Source organism: Actinocrinis sp., assembly GCF_035605935.1.
GTDB lineage: Bacteria > Actinomycetota > Actinomycetes > Streptomycetales > Catenulisporaceae > Actinocrinis.
In genome coordinates, this window is the sequence record NZ_DATNGK010000016.1 from 1 (window position 1) to 16,725 (window position 16,725).

The 16,725-nt window shown below is 69.7% G+C and carries 19 protein-coding genes; 10 read left to right on the forward strand and 9 right to left on the reverse strand.

Annotated features, from left to right (window positions below; genetic code table 11):
• From VN779_RS01235 to VN779_RS01255, 5 genes are all read right to left on the reverse strand, one after another.
• On the reverse strand, nucleotides 1-140 hold a 140-nt coding region (locus VN779_RS01235), incomplete at its 3' end, for a biotin carboxylase N-terminal domain-containing protein (protein WP_349260584.1).
• Nucleotides 141-412: 272 nt separating this feature from the next.
• The gene (locus VN779_RS01240) at nucleotides 413-2,035 is read right to left on the reverse strand and encodes a S53 family peptidase (protein WP_325719268.1); all 1,623 of its coding nucleotides are present in this window, start codon (nucleotides 2,033-2,035) and stop codon (nucleotides 413-415) included.
• Between the two features lie 317 nt (nucleotides 2,036-2,352).
• Entirely contained in the window at nucleotides 2,353-5,235 is a 2,883-nt protein-coding gene (locus VN779_RS01245; RefSeq protein WP_325719270.1) for a helix-turn-helix transcriptional regulator, read from the reverse strand.
• Nucleotides 5,236-5,519: 284 nt separating this feature from the next.
• Nucleotides 5,520-6,329, reverse strand: a complete 810-nt coding sequence (locus VN779_RS01250; protein ID WP_325719272.1) for an SAM-dependent methyltransferase — start codon at nucleotides 6,327-6,329, stop codon at nucleotides 5,520-5,522.
• Between the two features lie 249 nt (nucleotides 6,330-6,578).
• On the reverse strand, nucleotides 6,579-7,085 hold the full coding sequence (locus tag VN779_RS01255; RefSeq protein WP_325719273.1) for an ATP-binding protein: 507 nt from the start codon (nucleotides 7,083-7,085) through the stop codon (nucleotides 6,579-6,581).
• Nucleotides 7,086-7,333: 248 nt separating this feature from the next.
• On the opposite strand from VN779_RS01255, the gene VN779_RS01260 reads away from it, so the two are divergent.
• The 5 genes from VN779_RS01260 to VN779_RS01280 all read left to right on the forward strand — a co-directional run bounded on the left by VN779_RS01260 (nucleotide 7,334) and on the right by VN779_RS01280 (nucleotide 10,401).
• Nucleotides 7,334-8,203: a helix-turn-helix transcriptional regulator gene (locus tag VN779_RS01260; protein WP_325719275.1), complete on the forward strand. Its 870-nt coding sequence runs from the start codon at nucleotides 7,334-7,336 to the stop codon at nucleotides 8,201-8,203.
• Nucleotides 8,200-8,484, forward strand: coding sequence for a DUF397 domain-containing protein (locus VN779_RS01265; protein ID WP_325719277.1), 285 nt, complete (start codon nucleotides 8,200-8,202; stop codon nucleotides 8,482-8,484). Before VN779_RS01260 ends, VN779_RS01265 begins: the two co-directional genes overlap by 4 nt.
• A gap of 198 nt (nucleotides 8,485-8,682) precedes the next feature.
• Nucleotides 8,683-9,462 carry an SDR family oxidoreductase gene (locus tag VN779_RS01270; RefSeq protein WP_349260582.1) on the forward strand — a complete coding sequence of 260 codons (780 nt, stop codon included), beginning with the start codon at nucleotides 8,683-8,685 and terminating at the stop codon, nucleotides 9,460-9,462.
• Nucleotides 9,463-9,464: 2 nt separating this feature from the next.
• Nucleotides 9,465-9,866: a YjbQ family protein gene (locus VN779_RS01275; protein WP_325719281.1), complete on the forward strand. Its 402-nt coding sequence runs from the start codon at nucleotides 9,465-9,467 to the stop codon at nucleotides 9,864-9,866.
• 37 nt (nucleotides 9,867-9,903) lie between these two features.
• Complete coding sequence (locus VN779_RS01280) at nucleotides 9,904-10,401, forward strand: DinB family protein (protein WP_325719283.1); 498 nt, start codon at nucleotides 9,904-9,906, stop codon at nucleotides 10,399-10,401.
• A gap of 30 nt (nucleotides 10,402-10,431) precedes the next feature.
• On the opposite strand, the gene VN779_RS01285 is transcribed toward VN779_RS01280, so the two are convergent.
• Nucleotides 10,432-10,989: an RNA 2'-phosphotransferase gene (locus tag VN779_RS01285; RefSeq protein WP_325719285.1), complete on the reverse strand. Its 558-nt coding sequence runs from the start codon at nucleotides 10,987-10,989 to the stop codon at nucleotides 10,432-10,434.
• 70 nt (nucleotides 10,990-11,059) lie between these two features.
• Complete coding sequence (locus tag VN779_RS01290; RefSeq protein WP_325719286.1) at nucleotides 11,060-11,596, reverse strand: YbhB/YbcL family Raf kinase inhibitor-like protein; 537 nt, start codon at nucleotides 11,594-11,596, stop codon at nucleotides 11,060-11,062.
• A gap of 184 nt (nucleotides 11,597-11,780) precedes the next feature.
• On the opposite strand from VN779_RS01290, the gene VN779_RS01295 reads away from it, so the two are divergent.
• Nucleotides 11,781-12,476 (forward strand): GTP cyclohydrolase II, encoded by a 696-nt coding sequence (locus tag VN779_RS01295; RefSeq protein ID WP_325719287.1) that lies wholly within the window; start codon nucleotides 11,781-11,783, stop codon nucleotides 12,474-12,476.
• Nucleotides 12,477-12,602: 126 nt separating this feature from the next.
• A complete protein-coding gene (locus VN779_RS01300; RefSeq protein ID WP_349260585.1) occupies nucleotides 12,603-13,361 on the forward strand; it encodes a class III extradiol ring-cleavage dioxygenase in 759 nt (252 codons plus the stop codon).
• Between the two features lie 52 nt (nucleotides 13,362-13,413).
• Here the strand turns inward: VN779_RS01300 and VN779_RS01305 are convergent, their stop codons facing one another.
• Together VN779_RS01305 and VN779_RS01310 are read right to left on the reverse strand one after the other, a co-directional pair.
• The gene (locus tag VN779_RS01305) at nucleotides 13,414-13,893 is read right to left on the reverse strand and encodes a YbaK/EbsC family protein (RefSeq protein ID WP_325719290.1); all 480 of its coding nucleotides are present in this window, start codon (nucleotides 13,891-13,893) and stop codon (nucleotides 13,414-13,416) included.
• Nucleotides 13,894-13,985: 92 nt separating this feature from the next.
• On the reverse strand, nucleotides 13,986-14,402 hold the full coding sequence (locus VN779_RS01310) for a DUF3151 domain-containing protein (RefSeq protein WP_325719291.1): 417 nt from the start codon (nucleotides 14,400-14,402) through the stop codon (nucleotides 13,986-13,988).
• Between the two features lie 90 nt (nucleotides 14,403-14,492).
• On the opposite strand from VN779_RS01310, the gene VN779_RS01315 reads away from it, so the two are divergent.
• From VN779_RS01315 to VN779_RS01325, 3 genes are all read left to right on the forward strand, one after another.
• On the forward strand, nucleotides 14,493-14,927 hold the full coding sequence (locus VN779_RS01315) for a hypothetical protein (protein WP_325719293.1): 435 nt from the start codon (nucleotides 14,493-14,495) through the stop codon (nucleotides 14,925-14,927).
• 162 nt (nucleotides 14,928-15,089) lie between these two features.
• Nucleotides 15,090-15,380 carry a hypothetical protein gene (locus VN779_RS01320; protein ID WP_325719295.1) on the forward strand — a complete coding sequence of 97 codons (291 nt, stop codon included), beginning with the start codon at nucleotides 15,090-15,092 and terminating at the stop codon, nucleotides 15,378-15,380.
• Between the two features lie 151 nt (nucleotides 15,381-15,531).
• Nucleotides 15,532-16,710: a GDSL-type esterase/lipase family protein gene (locus VN779_RS01325; protein WP_349260586.1), complete on the forward strand. Its 1,179-nt coding sequence runs from the start codon at nucleotides 15,532-15,534 to the stop codon at nucleotides 16,708-16,710.
• The last annotated feature ends 15 nt before the right edge of the window (nucleotides 16,711-16,725 follow it).

Sequence of the window (16,725 nt, forward strand, 5' to 3'; positions counted from 1 at the left end):
GCCTCATCCGCCACCCGCACATGCACCGCATCACGATCCGGCTCCGCATACACCGCCACCGAACCCACCCCCACATCCCGACACGCCCGCGCCACCCGCACCGCGATCTCCCCACGATTCGCGATCAGCACCTTACGCACGGTGTGACTCATGCCTGCTCGTCCTTCCTCGCGGGGGGCTGTTCGAAGACCTGGCGGGCGCGGCGGCCACGGCCGGTGTCAGGGGCCAACGATACTGCGCGGACCATGCTTGACCCATGGCCTTGTCCGTCGCTCGAGCTTTGCGCGAACGCCGAGCGGCCCCCGGACCGCAATCCGGGGGCCGCTCGGGTGCATGTGCCGCGACCGACGACAGCTATCGGGAGGTCTTCAGCAGGCGCATGCCTCTTCGAGGGTGAATCAGTGCGCAGGCATCAGCCGAGTTCGTCGGTGATGAAGTTCCCTGCGTTGTACGAGCCCCAGCCGGTGACCCGGTCGTAGCCGGTTCCCGCGCTGAAGCCGCCGTTGCTTCCGCTCTTGACGTCGTGGAACGCGCTCGAGTACTGCGAGCCGCCGGCGATCGAGTACAGCGTCGGGTTGGCGTATCCGAGCGCTGCCTTACCCTTGGCCGCCGCGTATTGGTCGTAGATCGCGGTGAACGCCGCCCAGCTCGGGGCCGCCGCGCTGGTGCCCCAGACCTGCTGCCAGCTGCCGGCCGAGTAGATGTACCACGGGCTGTTCGGGCCGCCGTCGGTCGCCACGTCCGGCACCGAGCGGTAGCTGCCCGAGAGCGCGGACTGGAAGCTCGGCTTGGTCCACTTCACCGAGACGCCGCCGCCGCTGCCGGACCAGGCCGCCTCGCTGCGGTACGCGCCGGCGGAGGTCTCGGTGAGGTTGGTCGCGCCGACTCCGGTCGCGTCCGGGTCGGAGGCCGGGTAGTCAACGGCGGTCGCGCCGTTCTGTGCGTCTTTCGAACCGCTGTCGCCGGAGGCCGCGTAGATCGACTGGCCCTGCGCCGCAGCCTGCTGAAGCACGGTGTGCACGGCGCTCAGGTTCGCGCTGGTGCGGTCCAGCTCCGAGGCACCCCAGCTGCTCGAGGTGACCGGGACGTCGGCACTGACGATCGCGGCGTAGAGGTCCTGCTCGCCGGCGTCGGTGTTCGGGGCCTCATACACCTTGATCGCGGCGCCCGGCGCGATGGCCTGCACCACCTCGATGTCGAGTTCGACCTCGACTTCGCCGCTGCCGACGCCGCCGGAACCGCCGTCCACGTTCACGCGGGCCGGGTTGGCGGAGACGCCGAGCGAGTACTTGTTGTCGTACGTGGTGATGTACGACTGGACGTAGTCGTCGAACTCGACGAGTGCGACGCTCTTGCCAGAGCCCTTGTAGCCCGCGCTGATCAGGGAGCTGAGGTTGTACCCGCTGCGGATCTTCGCCGGAGTGAAGTTCGTCGCGCGCGGCTGCACCACGGCCGGGGTCACCGACTGGTGCTGGAGTTCCACGTAGCTGCTCAGGCCGGAGACGTCCACGACGCCGGCGGCGACGTCAGAAGGCAGCGTCGGCGCGGCGTCGTTCGCGTAGTAGGACTTCGAGCCCTGACGGTAGTTCGACAGGTGGGTGCCGAACGCCTTGGCGATCTGCGCGGCGCTACCGGAGGCGTCCACCACCAGATTGCCCTTGGAGATGTTCCCGACCTTCAGGCCTTGCGAGCGCAAGTAGTTGGTCAACCGGTTGACGGCGGCTGTGGTCGGGCCGAACCGGTCGGCAAACTGCGCCGGGGTCACGTACTTGCCGTACAGGGGGTTCGTGCGGTCGCTGACCGCCGCGATGAAGGCATCGAGCGCGGCGGGGTCGCGCGGGGCGAGGGTCACGGCGACCGAGACCGGCGCGTTCGCGGCCAGGTCGCCGACGCGGGTCGAGTGGCTGACCGCCCCGACCACCTCGCCGGCGAGGGCGAGTCGCGGGGCGAGGGCAGCATGGGACGGCGCGGCGGCCAGAGCCAGCACGGGTATCGGCGCCGCGAGTGCGCTCAGCAGCCGATGGCGGACTTTCACTTGGTGCTCCTCCGGGGTGGGTATAGCGGGTCTTGCGAGAGCGCGTCCGGCCGGCTGGCGCAAGCCGGTGAACACCTCTTTCACGCTAGGCGGGGCAGAGTGCTGCCATAAGCGGGAAAACCCTTGTCTTCACCCCGGGCCAGCTGAAATCACGAAACATCGTGGTAATCTGCCGCATCTCGTCAGCCCAGAACGCGAGCCAAGGCGGTCTGGAGGCCGCGCAGCTCACAGCGCGGGAACACGCGAAGCAGGCGCGCCAGTGTGGACCGGCGCGCCCTGTCAACTACGGATCCGGCGCTTGAGCTTGAACTTGCGGTTCAGCTTGCCCGCAGCCGGGCCGGCTGCGGCGCGGCCTCGGCGAGCATCCGCGCCAGCTGGGTGCGTGATCTCACGCCAAGTTTGCGGTAGCTGCGCGAAAGCGTCGCCTCGACGGTCTTCACGCTGACGAACAGCGCCGCGGCGATCTCCCGGTTGGTCGCGCCGGCCGCGGCCAGTTCGGCGCAGCGCCGCTCGGCCCCGGTCAGCGCGGCGTTGTCCACGCCCGCGCCGGCCTGCGCGATCGGCTCGCCGAGGCGGCCGCGTTCGCGCTCGATCTTCTCCGCCCAGAGCGTCGCGCCGGCGTCCGCGGCGAGCCGCTGCGCCTCGGCCAGGGCGTCGCGCGCCGCACCGGGGTGTCTGCGCCGCCGCTCGACCTGCGCCAGCGCGAGCAGGGTGCGTACGCGCTCCAGCGGCAGGTTCGCCTGCTGTTCGGCGGTCGCGCGCAGCCGCACCGCAGCCTCGGCGAGGTTGCCGAGCGCGGCCAGGCGCAGCGCGTCCGAGCGGTCGAGAGCGGTGATGACACTGCGGCGGCCGAGCCGCCTGGCCTGCTCGCCGACCGTCGCGATCAGCTGCGCGGCCTCCTCGGACTCCCCGACCGCGACGAGCGCTTCGGCCAGGTCCGCGTGCCAGTTGCCGGAGGCCGGGTCGGTGATGCCGATGCGCCGCTCGATTCCCTCGGCCTCGCGTAGCGGTTCCACGGCGCGCGCGGGCTCGTCGGCCAGCAGGTGGATGCGGCCGAGCACGGCGAGGTTGCGCACCAAGCCGTGCTGGTCACCGTCCGCGCGGGAGGCGGCGAGCCCGGCCTCGGCGTAGTAGAGGGCGCGGGCCAGCGTGCCGCCCGCGGTCTCGGCCAGCGCGGCCGCGAACAGCACCGGGCCGCAGGCGTCGCTGAAGTCCTCGATCAGCCGCAGCGCCCGCTGCGCGCTCTGTGTCGCGCCACGGCAGGCGCCGGCCCGCACGCGGATGTCCGTCTGGGTGATCAGGATCGTGCACAGGTCTTCGACGCCGATCGCGTCGCCGGCCCGGTCCAGCAGCGCGGTGACCTTGCGTTCGGCGGAGGCCAGCCGGTCGGCCTGCATGTCGTAGAGGGCCTCGCGGCGCACCGGCTCCCACAGCCCGGCCGGTCCCCAGGCGGCGGCCGGGTTGTGCGCGGCCAGCTCGAAGGCCTGCTCGAGCGCGGCGCGGCCGGCCGGGTCGCCGGTCAGGCCGTGGCTGTGCGCGAGCGTGGTCAGCGCGGAGATCTCGGTGAGCGGGTCGCCGGCGCGGCGGGCCAGTTGTGCGGCCTCGCGGGCGAAGACCGCGGCGGCCATCACGTGTCCGACGACGAGTTCTACCCGCGCGGACCAGCAGCGCAGCTTCGCCTCGAGTCCCGGGTCGCCGGCCACCTCCGCCAGGCCCTGCGCGATGATCGGGCTGACCTCGCCGAGTGAGTTTCCGGCGCAGCGCAACAGCAGGATGCGGGCGGCCGTGCGATGCGCCGGGGAAGCGCTCTGGCCAAGGACCTGCTCGGCCAGCCGGCGCGCCTCGCCGCGCAGGGCGGCGTCGCAGGCGTACTCGGCGGCGGCCAACAGCCGCTCGGTGCGCAGCGTGCCCTCGTCGGAGGGGGTGCGCTGGGCGGCGAGCGCGGCTAGTTCGGCGGCGGTCGTGGGGGCGCCACGGCGGCGTGCGGACGCGGCGGCCTCGGCGAGAGTCGCGGCGACCTGCTCGTTCTCCGCCGGATGGGCGAGGGCCAGATGGCGGGCGCGCTCGACCGGTTCGACGACCGCCGAAGCCAGGTCGGCGTGGGCGGCGCGGCGGGCCTTGGACGAGGCGTCGGCGTAGATCGCGGTGCGCACGAGGGGGTGCTCGAACTGGATCAGGCCGTCCGCGCCGACCTTGATGACGCCGAGTCGTTCGGCGACGGCCAGGTGGTGCGCGAAGTCGGCCTCGCCGTCGACCTTGCCGAGCAGGGTGAGCGTCGGGCGGTCCGCGGTACTGGCCAGCAGCAGCACCGAACGGGTCGGGTCGGGCAGCTCGCGCAGCCGGCGCAGCAGCACCGCGCGCAGCCGGGACGGTATCGGCAGCAACTCGCCGGGAGCGAGGGCGCACTGGTCCGGCGGCAGGGCGCGGGCCAGTTCGAGCGCGTAGAACGGGTTGCCGCCGGATGCCCGGTGTATCTGGCGCACGGTCGGCGGCGGCAGCTTCGCCCCGGTGTACTGGTCCAGCATCGCGGCGACGTCGGAGAGACCGAGCGGCGCGACGGCGAACTCGGCGATGTCCGGCGGCACAAGGTCCACATAGGCCGGGGAGCCACCCTCCGGCGCACGCTCTGCGGCCAGCACCCGCACCGGCAGGTCGGCCGTCCGGCGGGCGACGAAGCCGAGCACCTGCGCGGTGGGCCGGTCGACCCACTGCAAGTCGTCGATGACCAGCCACACCGGGGTGCGCGCGGACAGTTCGCGCAGCAGGTGCAGGACCGCGAGCTGGACCTTGAGCCGGTCCTGGTCGCTGTGCGGGACGGTGCCGCGCAGCAGCGCCGCTCGCAGCGCGGTGCCCATGCCGCCGGGCAGCCGGGCGATGGTCTCGTCGGAGACCGGGCCAAGCAGGTCGATCAGGCAGACGAACGGTAGCCGCAACTCGGCCTCGGCCGGGGTACAGCGCAGCACCCTGACCCCGGCGGCCGCGGCCTCGTTGGCCAGCACCGTCAGCAGCTTGGACTTGCCGATTCCCGCGGGTCCGTGCAGAAGCGCCCCTGGCCCCTGACGCAGTCGTTCGCGCGCCTGGCGCAGCAGCTCCTCGCGGCCGATCGGCGGATCAGCCACGGGCTGCGGGAGCGTGGGCGCGAGCATCGGGCCCCGGCCGTGGGCAGCCCGGATCGCTACCGGTCGGACGAGGGTGGACACGGTCGAACCTCCTCGAAGGACGGCGCGGTGCGGACCCGTACTCGGACGGCGTCGCCTTGCGTCGCCGTGGAACGAGGTCGCGCAGCCCGGGGATTCCTGCCGCGCATACGCAGCGAGACCGTGCAACTACCGTATAAAGCGCTGCCGGGACTATATACCTGAGATGGGCGTATCGGCAATGGTAAGCGTCGTAGCCTGCGTATATACTCGGTCTCTGTTCGGCGGCCGGATAGATCAGAGCCCTGCCGCCACTTCGATCATGGTGATCAGCTGGCCACGGACGGTCACGGCTTGCGGGCGACCGCGCCGTAGATGTTGAGGTGCTGTGGCGGAATCGGCCTGCTGCTGTCCGGCCGCCAATGCGCCACATCGACCAGACCCGGCTCCAGTAGTTCGAATCCGGTGAGCAATTCGGCGATCTGGACGCGACTGCGCGGGATGAACGGCGCCGTCGCGTCGTTGTACACCCGAGAGTTGTTCAGCACCTTGATGTTGAAGTCGTAGGTGGCGTGCGACAGCACCAGGTGGCTGCCGGGCGCCATCGCCTCGCAGAAGGTGGCCACGATCCCGGCCGGATCAGCTGTGTCCGGGATGAAGTGCAGGATCGCCATGAGCAGCAACACGACCGGGCGGTCGAAGTCGATCACATCGCGCAGTTGCGGGTCGGCCAGTATCCGCTCCGGCTCGCGCAGGTCCCCGGCGAGCACGGTGGTGCGTTCGGGGCGGCGGCGAGACAGCAGGGCGCGGCTGTGCGCGAGCACCACCGGGTCGTTGTCAACGCAGACCACGTGGGCGTCCGGCGCGACGGCGTGCGCGGCCTCGTCGCTGTTGCCCATCGTCGGAAAGCCGGTACCGATATCGAGGAACTGACGGGCCCCGCGCTCGGCCAGAGCGCGCACCGCGCGGCCGAGGAAGGCGCGGTTCTCCCGGCAGGCCTGGGTCACCTCTGGGGCGTTCGCTATGGCGCGTTCGGCGACGATCCGGTCCGCGGCGAAATGGTCCTTGCCGCCAAGCCAGTAGTCATACACCCGCGCGGGATGCGCCTTCGTGGTGTCCGTGTCGTACCACTGCTCCGAAGTACCTCTGCCTGCCAAGTTCCGCCCCTCCCCTGGGGTTCACAGTGGTCGCTGACTGTCCCGCCGGGCATGGCGAAGCCGCCGCGGCAAGCCGGTCGCTGGTGAATTCTAGGTGAATCGCTGCGCAGCGTAGCCGTTTCCGCACTGAACGCAAGAGCGTTCGAGCGAAGCGTCTGCAATTGCAGCGGCCGATCAAGTGTTCGACCACTTCTTGACTCGCTGAGCAGCCACTCCCCTTGGGCCGGGATGGCTGGCGGGCCTGGCGCGTTAGGCCTCGACGACGAACGCGACGACTTTGCCGCCCTCGGGCCGCAGCCGGATGCGCCAATCTGCGGTCAGCGCCTCGACCAGCGAGAGCCCGCGGTGGTGCTCGTCGTCCTCGCCGGCTTGGCAGACCACTGGCAGGTCACAGGCTCCGTCGCTGACCTCGCACTCGATCCGCCCCGCCGCGATCGCGACCTCGACGGTGACCGGCCCCGCGCCGTGCAGCACCGCGTTGGTCACCAGCTCGCTGAAGGCGACGGCCGCGCAGTAGCAGGCCTCCTCCCCCAGGCCGCGGTCGGCGATCCAGGCCTCCAGCCAGATGCGGGCCATCCGGGCGTGCACCGGCTGGGCAGGGAACTGCCAGCGCGCGGTGGCGCGCGGCGGGTACTCGGCCGAGGTGCGCGGTTCCGGCAGGGCGCTGGTCTCAGGCGCCTCCGACCCGGGGCTCCAGCCCGGCAGAGCCGGGGTCCACGCGGAATGGTCCGTTTCCGCCGCCGCTGCCGATCTCATCGGGCTGCCACCTTAGGTCCCGCTCGTCGTGTCCTGATCCTGATGCTTCGCGTACTGTTCCGGCGCGCGTTACGCGGCCTGCACGGAATGCTACGAAGCGTTCACGCGATTGCCGATGCAAATTGCACTACTGCAACTCTTTCAGGTGAATACGCGGTAGTCCGCTCACCCTGGGCCTCCTGAGACGTCAGGATCGGCGCCGTGTTGACGCAGTCTCAAACGGCGCGGTGCCGAAGGGTGCGGGCGTGATGCCCGGCCGCTACCCCACTGTGCGTCGCAGACGCCTGGCCGGCGAGCTCAAGCGGCTGCGGATCGCGGCCGGGCTCACCGGCGAGCAGGTGGCCGAGCGGCTCGCGCCGCTGGGCCGGTGGTCGGCCTCGAAGGTCTCCCGGATCGAGACCGGACAGGTCGCGGTGCACCATGGCGACGTCGCCGACCTGCTGGACCTCTACGGCCTGGCCGACGGACCCGCCCGCGGCGAGCTGATCGAGATCGCCCGGGAGAGCGGCAAGCGCGGCTGGTGGCAGTCGTACCGCGATGTGCTGCCCGGCCACATCACGCCGATCCTCGACTTCGAGGCGGAGACCTCGGCGATGCGGTTCATGCACAACCAGCTGGTTCCCGGGCTGCTGCAGACCCCGGACTACGCGAGGGCACTGATCCGCAGCTGCCGGCCAGAGGCGCCGGCCGAAGAGGTGGACCGGCTGGTGGAGTTGCGGCTGGACCGGCAGAAGCTGCTGGAGCGCGCGGACCCGCCGCAGTTGTGGGTGATCCTCGACGAGGCGGCGATACGCCGTCCGGTGGGCGGCGTGCAGGCGATGCGCAGCCAACTGAACCGCTTGCTTGAGCGCGCCGTGGACCCAGGCACGGTCGTGCAGGTGATCCCGTTCACGGCCGGGGAGCACACCGGGCTCGACATGCCGTTCACGATCCTGTCCTTCCCGGGAGACGACGACCCCGATGTCGTCTACCTGGAGCAGCACACCACCGCGTGCTACGTCGAGGACGAAGGTGACGTAAAGCTGTATAACGTATATTTCGATCATCTGCGGGCCTCGGCACTCGGCCCGCGTGAGTCACGCGCCCTGATCAACGAGGTAACCAAGGAGTTGACATGAATGACGAAACCCGCACCGGCGCCGAAGCAGTCGGCGCCGCCAACCATGCGCACGCCCCCAGTTCCGGCAAGTACGCCATCGACCTGTCCGGCGCACAGTGGCGGATCAGCAGCCACAGCAGCGGCAGCGGCAGTTGCGTGGAACTGGCCGCGCTCGCGGCCGGGCACGTCGCGGTCCGCGACTCGACCGACCGCACCCGGCCCGCGCTGGTCTTCGACGCGGCCGAGTGGCAGGCCTTCGTGGCCGGGATGGCCGACGGTCAGTTCGGCGACCTCGGATAGCGATTGACGGCCCGTCACACAACGCCGGTCACGCCGGCGCTAAGGACGAGCTGAATGGGGCAAGCGGGCGAAAGAGAGCAAGCGGACACAGCACCCTGATGGCGCGCCTCCAGGGGCCGGGTGACGCGCCGGAGCTTGTTGATCGCTTGACCCTACGCGCCCTCGCGCCGTGCCGCCGGAGCATGCGAAGCTGTCGCTATGACGACGGCATTGATCACCGGCGGCACGGCCGGCATCGGCAAGGCCTTCGCCGCCGAGTTCGCTGGCTCGGGGCACCACCTGGTGCTGGTGGCCCGCGACTCGGCGCGCTTGGACGCCGTCGCCGAGGAACTGCGCGGGCGCGGGGCCGCGCAAGTCGAGACGGTTTCCGCGGACCTGTCCACGACCGAGGGCTGCGCGAAGGTCGAGGCGCGCCTGCGGGGTTTGGGGACTTCAGACGACACGCCGCCCATCGACATCCTCGTCAACAATGCCGGCTTCGGGATAGGTCACGGCTTCCTGAAGAGCAGCGTGGAGGAAGAAGAGACACTGCTGGACGTGCATATCCGCGCCACAATGCGCCTCACGCACGCGGCTTTACCCGGGATGATCGAGCGCGGTCGTGGTGCGGTAATCAATGTGGCTTCGGTCGCTGCGTTCGCGCCGCGCGGTACGTACAGTGCGGCAAAGGCATGGATCGTCACCTTCAGCGAGAGCGTCGCCGCGGAGGTGCGCGGTAGCGGGGTTCGCTGCATGGCGCTGTGCCCCGGCTTCACGCACACGGAGTTTCATCAGCGCGCGGAGATTGACACTGGCGACATTCCCGGCTGGATGTGGCTGAACGCGGACGACGTGGTGAAGACGGCGCTGCGTGATCTGCGGCGTGGCGTACCTGTGAGCATTCCGGGGGCGCAGTACAAGGCGCTTACCGCGGCGTCGCGTTACGTACCGCGCGCCATCACGACCCGCGTCAGCCGCGGCATGTCGAAGCGGTGGTAGCGGTGGACAGCCGGACGTTGAAGATCGAGACCGCGAGCCGCCTTGTCACCGACGTGACGCGGCACGTCGCAGAGGCCTGTCGCGGCCGCGGCGACGGCCTGGTGAACCTGTTCGTGCCGCACGCGACCTGCGGGCTCGCGCTGATCGAGACCGGTTCGGGTACCGAGGACGACCTGGCCGGCATCCTCGACGATGTCCTGCCGCCGGTCGACCGATACCGGCACCGCCACGGCTCGACCGGTCACGGCCGCGATCACGTGCTGCCCGCGTTCATCAGCCCTTCGCTGTCGATTCCGGTGCTCGGCGGGGAGCCTCAACTCGGCACGTGGCAGAGCGTCGTGATCGTGGATTCGAACACCGACAACCGGACGCGCACGCTGCGCATTTCGTTCCTCACCGGGTAGGTTTGGCGTCGTCGTACCGAATCCACGGGGAGTGACGATGTACCCTGACGTGCTTGCCTCAGCGCGCTCGGCAGTCGGCAGCGAACGCGAGGTGCTGGAGGCGTCTTTGGACCTCCAGCGAGCGGTGATGAAGCGTAAGGCCGCCGGATTGCCCGCGCCACAGGCACGGCGCAGCTTCGTCCCGTCCGCGACGACGATCGCCGGGTTGCTCAAGCATCTCGCGATCGTCGAGAACGTCTGGTTCGAGCAGATCCTGGCGCAGCAACCGGCGCAGCTGCCTGATCCTGACTCCACCTTCGCGGTCGCAGCGCAGGAGACCGTCGAGGACCTGCTCACGGCGTATGACGCGGCCTGCGCCCGATCGCGGGAGATCGCGGCGAAATTCGAACTCGACTACGCGGTCCCGCAAGAGCAGCTCGGCCAGGTCTCGCTGCGCTGGATCTATACGCACATGATCGAGGAGACAGCCCGACATGCCGGACATGCCGATATTCTGCGTGAGCTCACCGATGGCGCGACCGGTTTGATCGGCTGACTAAACTCCGCGATCATCGGTCGGCCGGAATCATGCGGCCGGTTCGCGTAGGTATTGCGGGGGAACGGTGGCCGTGAGCCACACACCGTTGCCCGTGACGCGGAACGTGTGCCCTTGCGCGGCCATCGCCGCCGCATCGACGCTGAGGACGATCGGCCTGCCGCGCCGCGCGCCGACCGCATGCGCCGTCGCGAGATCCGCCGAAAGGTGAACGTCGTGCCGGGACATCGGCAGCAGGCCGCTGAGTCTGATTTCGGCCAGAAATCGGTCGGCGGTGCCGTGGTAAAGCAGCTCGGGCGGCGCGGCGTCGGCGTACCCGAGTTCAACGTCGATCGAATGCCCCTGCCGGGCCCGGATCCGCGTGCCGGTCTCGTCGAATTCGAACCGGCGCTTGTTGTTGTGGTCGACCACGGTTCGCAGGGCCGCGCGGTCGAAGCGCACCCCGCGCCGGGCGGAGGCGGCGATGAGGTCGTCCACCGCCGCCCAGCCGGCCGAGTCGACGGCCAGGCCGATGCCCGCCGGGTCGTGACGCAGGCGAAGTGAGATCCACTTGGAGAGCCGTACGAGTTGCTTGTCGCTCATATTCATGTCGGCTCATTAATACGCCCCGCCGCGACCCGGCCACCACCGGTTATGCACGCCGGTTAAGCACGAGCGCTCAGGACGCGGGCACCTCGTATTCGGCAATCAGCTGCGCGCGGGCGATCGTGTGGAAGAACAGGTTGAAGCCGATGGCCGCGGGAGAGGCGTCGGCGTCGACCTCAAGCGGCTCGTCCAGCGCGTGCACGGTGAAGATGTAGCGATGACGCTTCGGCGCGGCCAACGGCGCGGGGCCGTCGTATCGCCGGGTACCGTAGTCGTTGCGGACGTGAAAGCCCCCGGGCAGTTTGTCGTCGCCGGAACCGGCGTCCTGCGGCAGCTCGGAGACGTGGGCGGGCAGGTTGACCACGACCCAGTGCCAGAACCCGCTGCCGGTCGGGGCGTCCGGATCCAGCACGGTGACGACGTAGCCCTCGGTGTTGTCCGGCGCGCCGTACCAGCGCAGGTGCGGCGAGCTGTTTCCACCGGTCAGCCCGAATCCGTTAAACACATGGGCCTCGGCGATGGTGCCGCCCTCGGCGATGTCGTCGCTGGTCAGGTGGAAGGCGGGCTGCTGCGGAAGGAAGTCGTACGGGTTGGGCGCGCGCTCGACCATCGGGTCGGTCCTCTCTCGGCTACTGACTTGGGGACGCGGACGTCCGCCGGGCGCCCGCGCCTTCGAGGGAACCCTAATGCCCCGGACGGGGGCGAAGAAAAAACTTGAACGTTGAAATATTTGTGCCTAGGCTGCCGTTGCAACACCGTGGAAGTCGAACCGCCTGGGCGAAGGAGCCGCGAGCATGTCCTCAGTCACCTCGGTCGCCGAGCGTCATCCCTGCTTCGAGCCGTCGCCGGCGTCGTGCGAGCCCACGACCACTGAGGCGGTTCCGGCTGCCGCGGTGCGTACCAGCGTGCGCGTGCCGCTGCGGTTCCCAGATGGCTGGGAGACCGTGGCCGATGTCTTCACTTTCACCGGTTTGGCGGACGGCAAGGAGCACGTAGCGCTCGGGCTCGGCAATTACGCGACGACCGCGGCGCCGCTAGTGCGGCCGCACTCCGAGTGCCTGACCGGCGACGTGTTCGGCTCCCAGCGCTGCGACTGCGGTCCGCAGCTGCGTGAAGCCGCCGAGCGCATCGCCGAGGCTGGCGGCTACCTGCTGTACCTGCGTCAAGAGGGCCGAGGCATCGGCCTGTACGCGAAGCTGGACGCGTACGCGCTCCAGGACCAAGGGCTCGACACGTACGAAGCGAACCGCGCTCTAGGCCACGGCGACGACGAGCGCGACTACACGGTCGCAGCACAAATGCTGCACACACTCGGCGCGGACCGCATCCGGCTGCTGAGCAACAACCCCGATAAGGCGCTCCAGCTCGACGCCATGGGTATTGACATCGTTGAGCAGTTGCCGACCGGCGTGCACGTGTCCGCCTCCAACCTGCGCTACCTCCAGGCGAAGGTCTCGCACACGCACCACTCTCTCGAACTGCCCGCGTGACGGAACAGCTTGATCGAGGCAAGGACGAAGGGAGAGGCGACGGCGATGAGTGAGACCAGCACTAACGACGCGAGCACCGTTGAGAGCGTGACAACCGAGGCGACGACGGGCCGGCAGACCGACCGCATGCCGGCGATCTACCTCAGCCACGGCGCCCCGCCGCTCGCGGACGATCCGATCTGGCCGGGTCAGCTGGCCGACTGGTCGAAGCACCTGCCGCGGCCGAAGTCGGTGCTGATGGTCTCGGCGCACTGGGAGGACGCGCCGCTCGCCCTCGGCGCCACGACGACGATCCCGCTGGTGTACGACTTCTGGGGCTTCCCGCAGCATTACTACGAGGTCACGTACGCGGCCCCCGGTGCGCCGCAGCTGGCCGACAGCGTGCGCAAGCTGCTTCGCGGCGCCGGCACCCCGGTTCAGGACGTGCCGGACCGCGGCCTCGACCATGGTGCTTACGTCCCGTTGGTCGAGATGTATCCGGATGCTGACATCCCGGTCCTGCAGATCTCGATGCCAACGCTCGATCCGCAGCGGCTACTGCAGATCGGGCGCAAGCTCGCGCCGCTGCGCGACGAGGGCGTGCTGATCGTGGGCAGCGGCTTCTTCACACACAACCTGCGCGCGTTGAGCCACGGCGGCGCGGTCTCCTCGGTCATGGCCGAGTTCGACGACTGGGGCAAGCGCGCGCTCGCCGCGCAGGACATCGACGCGCTGCTCGACTTCGAGAACAAGGCCCCGGCCGGCCGCTTCGCCCACCCGCGCACCGAGCACTTCGCGCCACTGTTCGTGACGCTGGGCGCGTCCGCGGACGAGCTGTCCACTCAGCGCAGCGTCATCGACGGGTTCTGGATGGGCTTGGCCAAGCGTTCGGTGCAGGTCGGCTGAGCTCGCTCAACCGAGACCGCCCCAAGGCGAGAGCCGGGGCTGATCGGGTTATTCAGTTCACCGCGACCGGTTCGGCGCCGGTGGCGGCGAGCAGCTGATCGTAGGTGGTCGGGAAGACGGTGTGCGGATGCCCGGCCGCCGCCCAGATCTCGTCGTAGCCGGCCAACGTCTCATCAATGAGGGTCCTGATCCGTGCGGGATGACCGACCGGCGCGACGCCGCCGATGACCTGTCCGGTGTGCTGGCGGACGAATTCGGCGCTCGCGCGCGACAACTTCGACACGCCGACGTGCGCGGCGAGCTTACCGGTGTCCACGCGATGCGCGCCGCTGGTGAGCACGAGCAGGGGCGTACCGGCGGCGTCGAAGATCAGGCTGTTGGCGATGGCCGCCACCGGGCAGCCGATCTGCTCGGCGGCGGCAACCGCCGTCGGCGCGGTTTCAGGCAGCACGCGCACTCGCGGTTCGATTCCGGCCATGCGCAGCGCCGCCTCGACGGCGCGTACGTTCGGATGGTTGGCGATCTCGTCCATGGCGCGATCCTAACCGCGCAGCGGAGACCGATCAGCGGCTTTTCGGCGGCACGCAGGCTCAGTGCGCAGGCCACGCACTGATCATGTGTTAATCAGAGGCCGAGTTCCTGCGCGGCAGCCGGGTCGCTGTCCCGGAGGAACTGCACGCAGCGCTGCGCCTCGTCCTGCTCGCCGATCTCCTCCGCGGCCCGCGCCAAGGCGCCGAGTGCGCGCAGGAAACCGCGGTTCGGGGCGTGCTCCCACGGGATCGGGCCGTGCCCCTTCCAGCCGTTGCGCCGCAGTGCGTCGAGCCCGCGGTGGTAGCCGGTACGCGCGAAGGCGTAGGCCTGGACCGGCTCGGCCTCATGCAGCGCGCGCTCGGCGAGGACGGCCCAAGCCAGCGAGGACGACGGGTGATCGGCGGCGACCTTCACCGGGTCCGCTCCGCCTGCCAACTGCCCGGCCGGGGCCGGGTCCTCGGACAGCAGGGTCGGCGGCGGTCCGCCGAGCAGGTTCTCGTGAGCCGTCATGACGGCATGTTTATCACGTTTCGGTCGCGATGCGTTCGCTCTGCGCGAGCAGGACGCCACAGAACTCGGAACCGGAGTCACGATGAAACCATGAACCGATTCGCCGGTCTGGGCTGGTTTGTCGCGTTGGGTCTGCTGGCCCTGCTGCTCGCGCCCGTCGTGGTGCTGGCCGGAGATCCGGTGCTGCACCGGCACCGGCGCGGCGGCGACATCTTGCGCGGACGAGGCGGCTGGCTCGCGGCGCAGAATTACCGGCGTAACCTCGCGATGTTCCGATTCAGCATGCATCCGATCGTCATCGCGCTGACCGCGCCCGCACGCTGGGCTCGGCCGCGGCTGTGGGCGCTGCGCCGACGCGTGCGATGGGCCCTGCGCAGCCGCGCCGCACGGCGGCGTGGCTGGGATGGCCTCAACGAACGCCTGTTCCCGGACGACCCGGGCCTGAGCGGGGTGCGCGAACCGCGGCGTCCTAACCCGATGCCGCCCGCGGACGCGGTGGCACTGCGGGAGCCGACCGAGTACTAGGCCCCCTGACACGGCCTCAGCATGCGACTGACGGAAACCGGCTCAGCACGCTGCGCATCAGAAGTCGATCACCGTGACAGAATTCGATCACGGCGAGCGATAATCCCTGATCCCAGCAGGCAATCGCACGTTTCGATAGTTCTTTCGCGGGCATCCGCTGGCATGGCCGGATACGCAACGACCCGCAGCTCCGCAGGACGCATCGTGGAGCTCGCCGCCATCGTCATCGCGGCGATCATCGTGCTGCACATCATCTTCGTTCTCGTCGGCGCGAACGGTGGCAACAGCATCGTGAGCACGGACGCGGACTGGGCGAGCACGCTGGCCGCATGGTTCAGGGATCTGTTCACCCCGTCGAACTACAAGCTCGCCGTAGTCATCAACTACGGGCTGGCCGCACTGTTCTACTTGGCCATCGGACGCATCATCGCGACGCTGGTCAACCGGGTCTGATCCCTCATTCAACGCCCCGTTGGACCCACCGCCTACGAAGCACAGTCCCGTCGGATACAACTGAACCGATAAAGTCCCGAGCGTGACCGATTCAACGCAGGATCTCGCGACCGCTCCGGCTTCTGCGCAGCACCGGACCCCGGCATCGAGCATCACGGATTTCGCCGCGGGCCCGGTGCTGCTGCTCGGCGCGCTGGAGCTTGAGCGCACACGGGCCGGATGGCTGCCGCGCCGCCTGCCGGCGTGGACGCGGCCGCAGTATCCGGAGCAGGGCGTCGAGGACATGGTCGTGCAACCCTCCGGCGTGCGCCTCGCCTTCTGCACCAGCGCCGACTCGATCGAACTCGATGTGCTCACCACACAGGCGCTTTGGCCCGGCGACGCGATCACCGGTGGCGTCGGCGGATTCGACTTGGTCGTCGATGGCGCGGTGCGGGCTGCTGGAGCGACGCAGGTCCTCGGCGATCTGGAGGTCCGCGACACGACCGGAGCGATCGTCGAGCGCAGAGCTGGCCGGGTCGGGACAGTGCGCTTCGACCGGCTCGGTGACGCGCCCAAGCAGATCGAGCTCTGGCTGCCGCACCACACCCGCGTGGATCTGGTCGAGCTACGCGCCGACGCCGCGATCGAACCCCCGGCGGCAGCCGGCGGCAGCGAGCTTCGCTGGGTGCACCATGGCAGTTCGATAAGCCATTGCCACGCCGCCGAGCGGCCCACCGAGATCTGGCCGGCTCTAGCGGCCCGGCGCGCGGGGGTGGAGGTGGTGAACCTCGGTTTCGGCGGTCACGCTCAGCTCGATCCGTTCACCGCCCGCGCCATCAGGGACCTGCCGGCCGATCTGATCAGCCTCAAGATCGGCATCAACATCGTGAACGCCGACTCATTGCGGCTGCGTGCCTTCATCCCGGCCGTGCACGGCTTCCTGGACACGGTCCGGGAGGGGCACCCTGACACGCCGCTGCTGGTCATCTCGCCCATCATCTGCCCACCGGTCGAGGACCGTCCGGGGCCGACGGTCGACGATCCGCAGCGCCCTGACTTGTGGTTCACCTCGCTCTCGGACCCGGCCGAAACCGCGCTCGGCAGGCTCAGCCTCGGGCTGATCCGCGAGACGCTGGCCCGGGTGGTCAAGGAGCGCTCGGCGCAGGATCCGAATCTGCACTACCTGGACGGCAGGCTGCTGTTCGGCGCCGACGACCTCCCGGACCTGCCCGACAACCTGCACCCGAACGCGGCCGGATACCGGCGGATGGGCGAACGCTTCGCAGATCTCGTGTTCGGGGACGGCGGCGTGTTCGCGCCTCACGTCGATGCGCTGCGCCGAGGCTGACCAACTGGCTGCGCG

Bases quoted from the DNA above. Each gene is read 5' to 3' on its own strand.
- VN779_RS01270 (WP_349260582.1), top strand. From the start codon at position 8,683: ATGACGACGGCATTGATCACCGGCGGCACGGCCGGCATCGGCAAGGCC.
- VN779_RS01295 (WP_325719287.1), top strand. From the start codon at position 11,781: ATGTCCTCAGTCACCTCGGTCGCCGAGCGTCATCCCTGCTTCGAGCCG.
- VN779_RS01315 (WP_325719293.1), top strand. From the start codon at position 14,493: ATGAACCGATTCGCCGGTCTGGGCTGGTTTGTCGCGTTGGGTCTGCTG.
- VN779_RS01285 (WP_325719285.1), bottom strand. From the start codon at position 10,989: ATGAATATGAGCGACAAGCAACTCGTACGGCTCTCCAAGTGGATCTCA.
- VN779_RS01265 (WP_325719277.1), top strand. From the start codon at position 8,200: ATGAATGACGAAACCCGCACCGGCGCCGAAGCAGTCGGCGCCGCCAAC.
- VN779_RS01260 (WP_325719275.1), top strand. From the start codon at position 7,334: ATGCCCGGCCGCTACCCCACTGTGCGTCGCAGACGCCTGGCCGGCGAG.
- VN779_RS01280 (WP_325719283.1), top strand. From the start codon at position 9,904: ATGTACCCTGACGTGCTTGCCTCAGCGCGCTCGGCAGTCGGCAGCGAA.
- VN779_RS01255 (WP_325719273.1), bottom strand. From the start codon at position 7,085: ATGAGATCGGCAGCGGCGGCGGAAACGGACCATTCCGCGTGGACCCCG.
- VN779_RS01320 (WP_325719295.1), top strand. From the start codon at position 15,090: ATGGCCGGATACGCAACGACCCGCAGCTCCGCAGGACGCATCGTGGAG.
- VN779_RS01300 (WP_349260585.1), top strand. From the start codon at position 12,603: ATGCCGGCGATCTACCTCAGCCACGGCGCCCCGCCGCTCGCGGACGAT.
- VN779_RS01290 (WP_325719286.1), bottom strand. From the start codon at position 11,596: ATGGTCGAGCGCGCGCCCAACCCGTACGACTTCCTTCCGCAGCAGCCC.
- VN779_RS01310 (WP_325719291.1), bottom strand. From the start codon at position 14,402: ATGACGGCTCACGAGAACCTGCTCGGCGGACCGCCGCCGACCCTGCTG.
- VN779_RS01305 (WP_325719290.1), bottom strand. From the start codon at position 13,893: ATGGACGAGATCGCCAACCATCCGAACGTACGCGCCGTCGAGGCGGCG.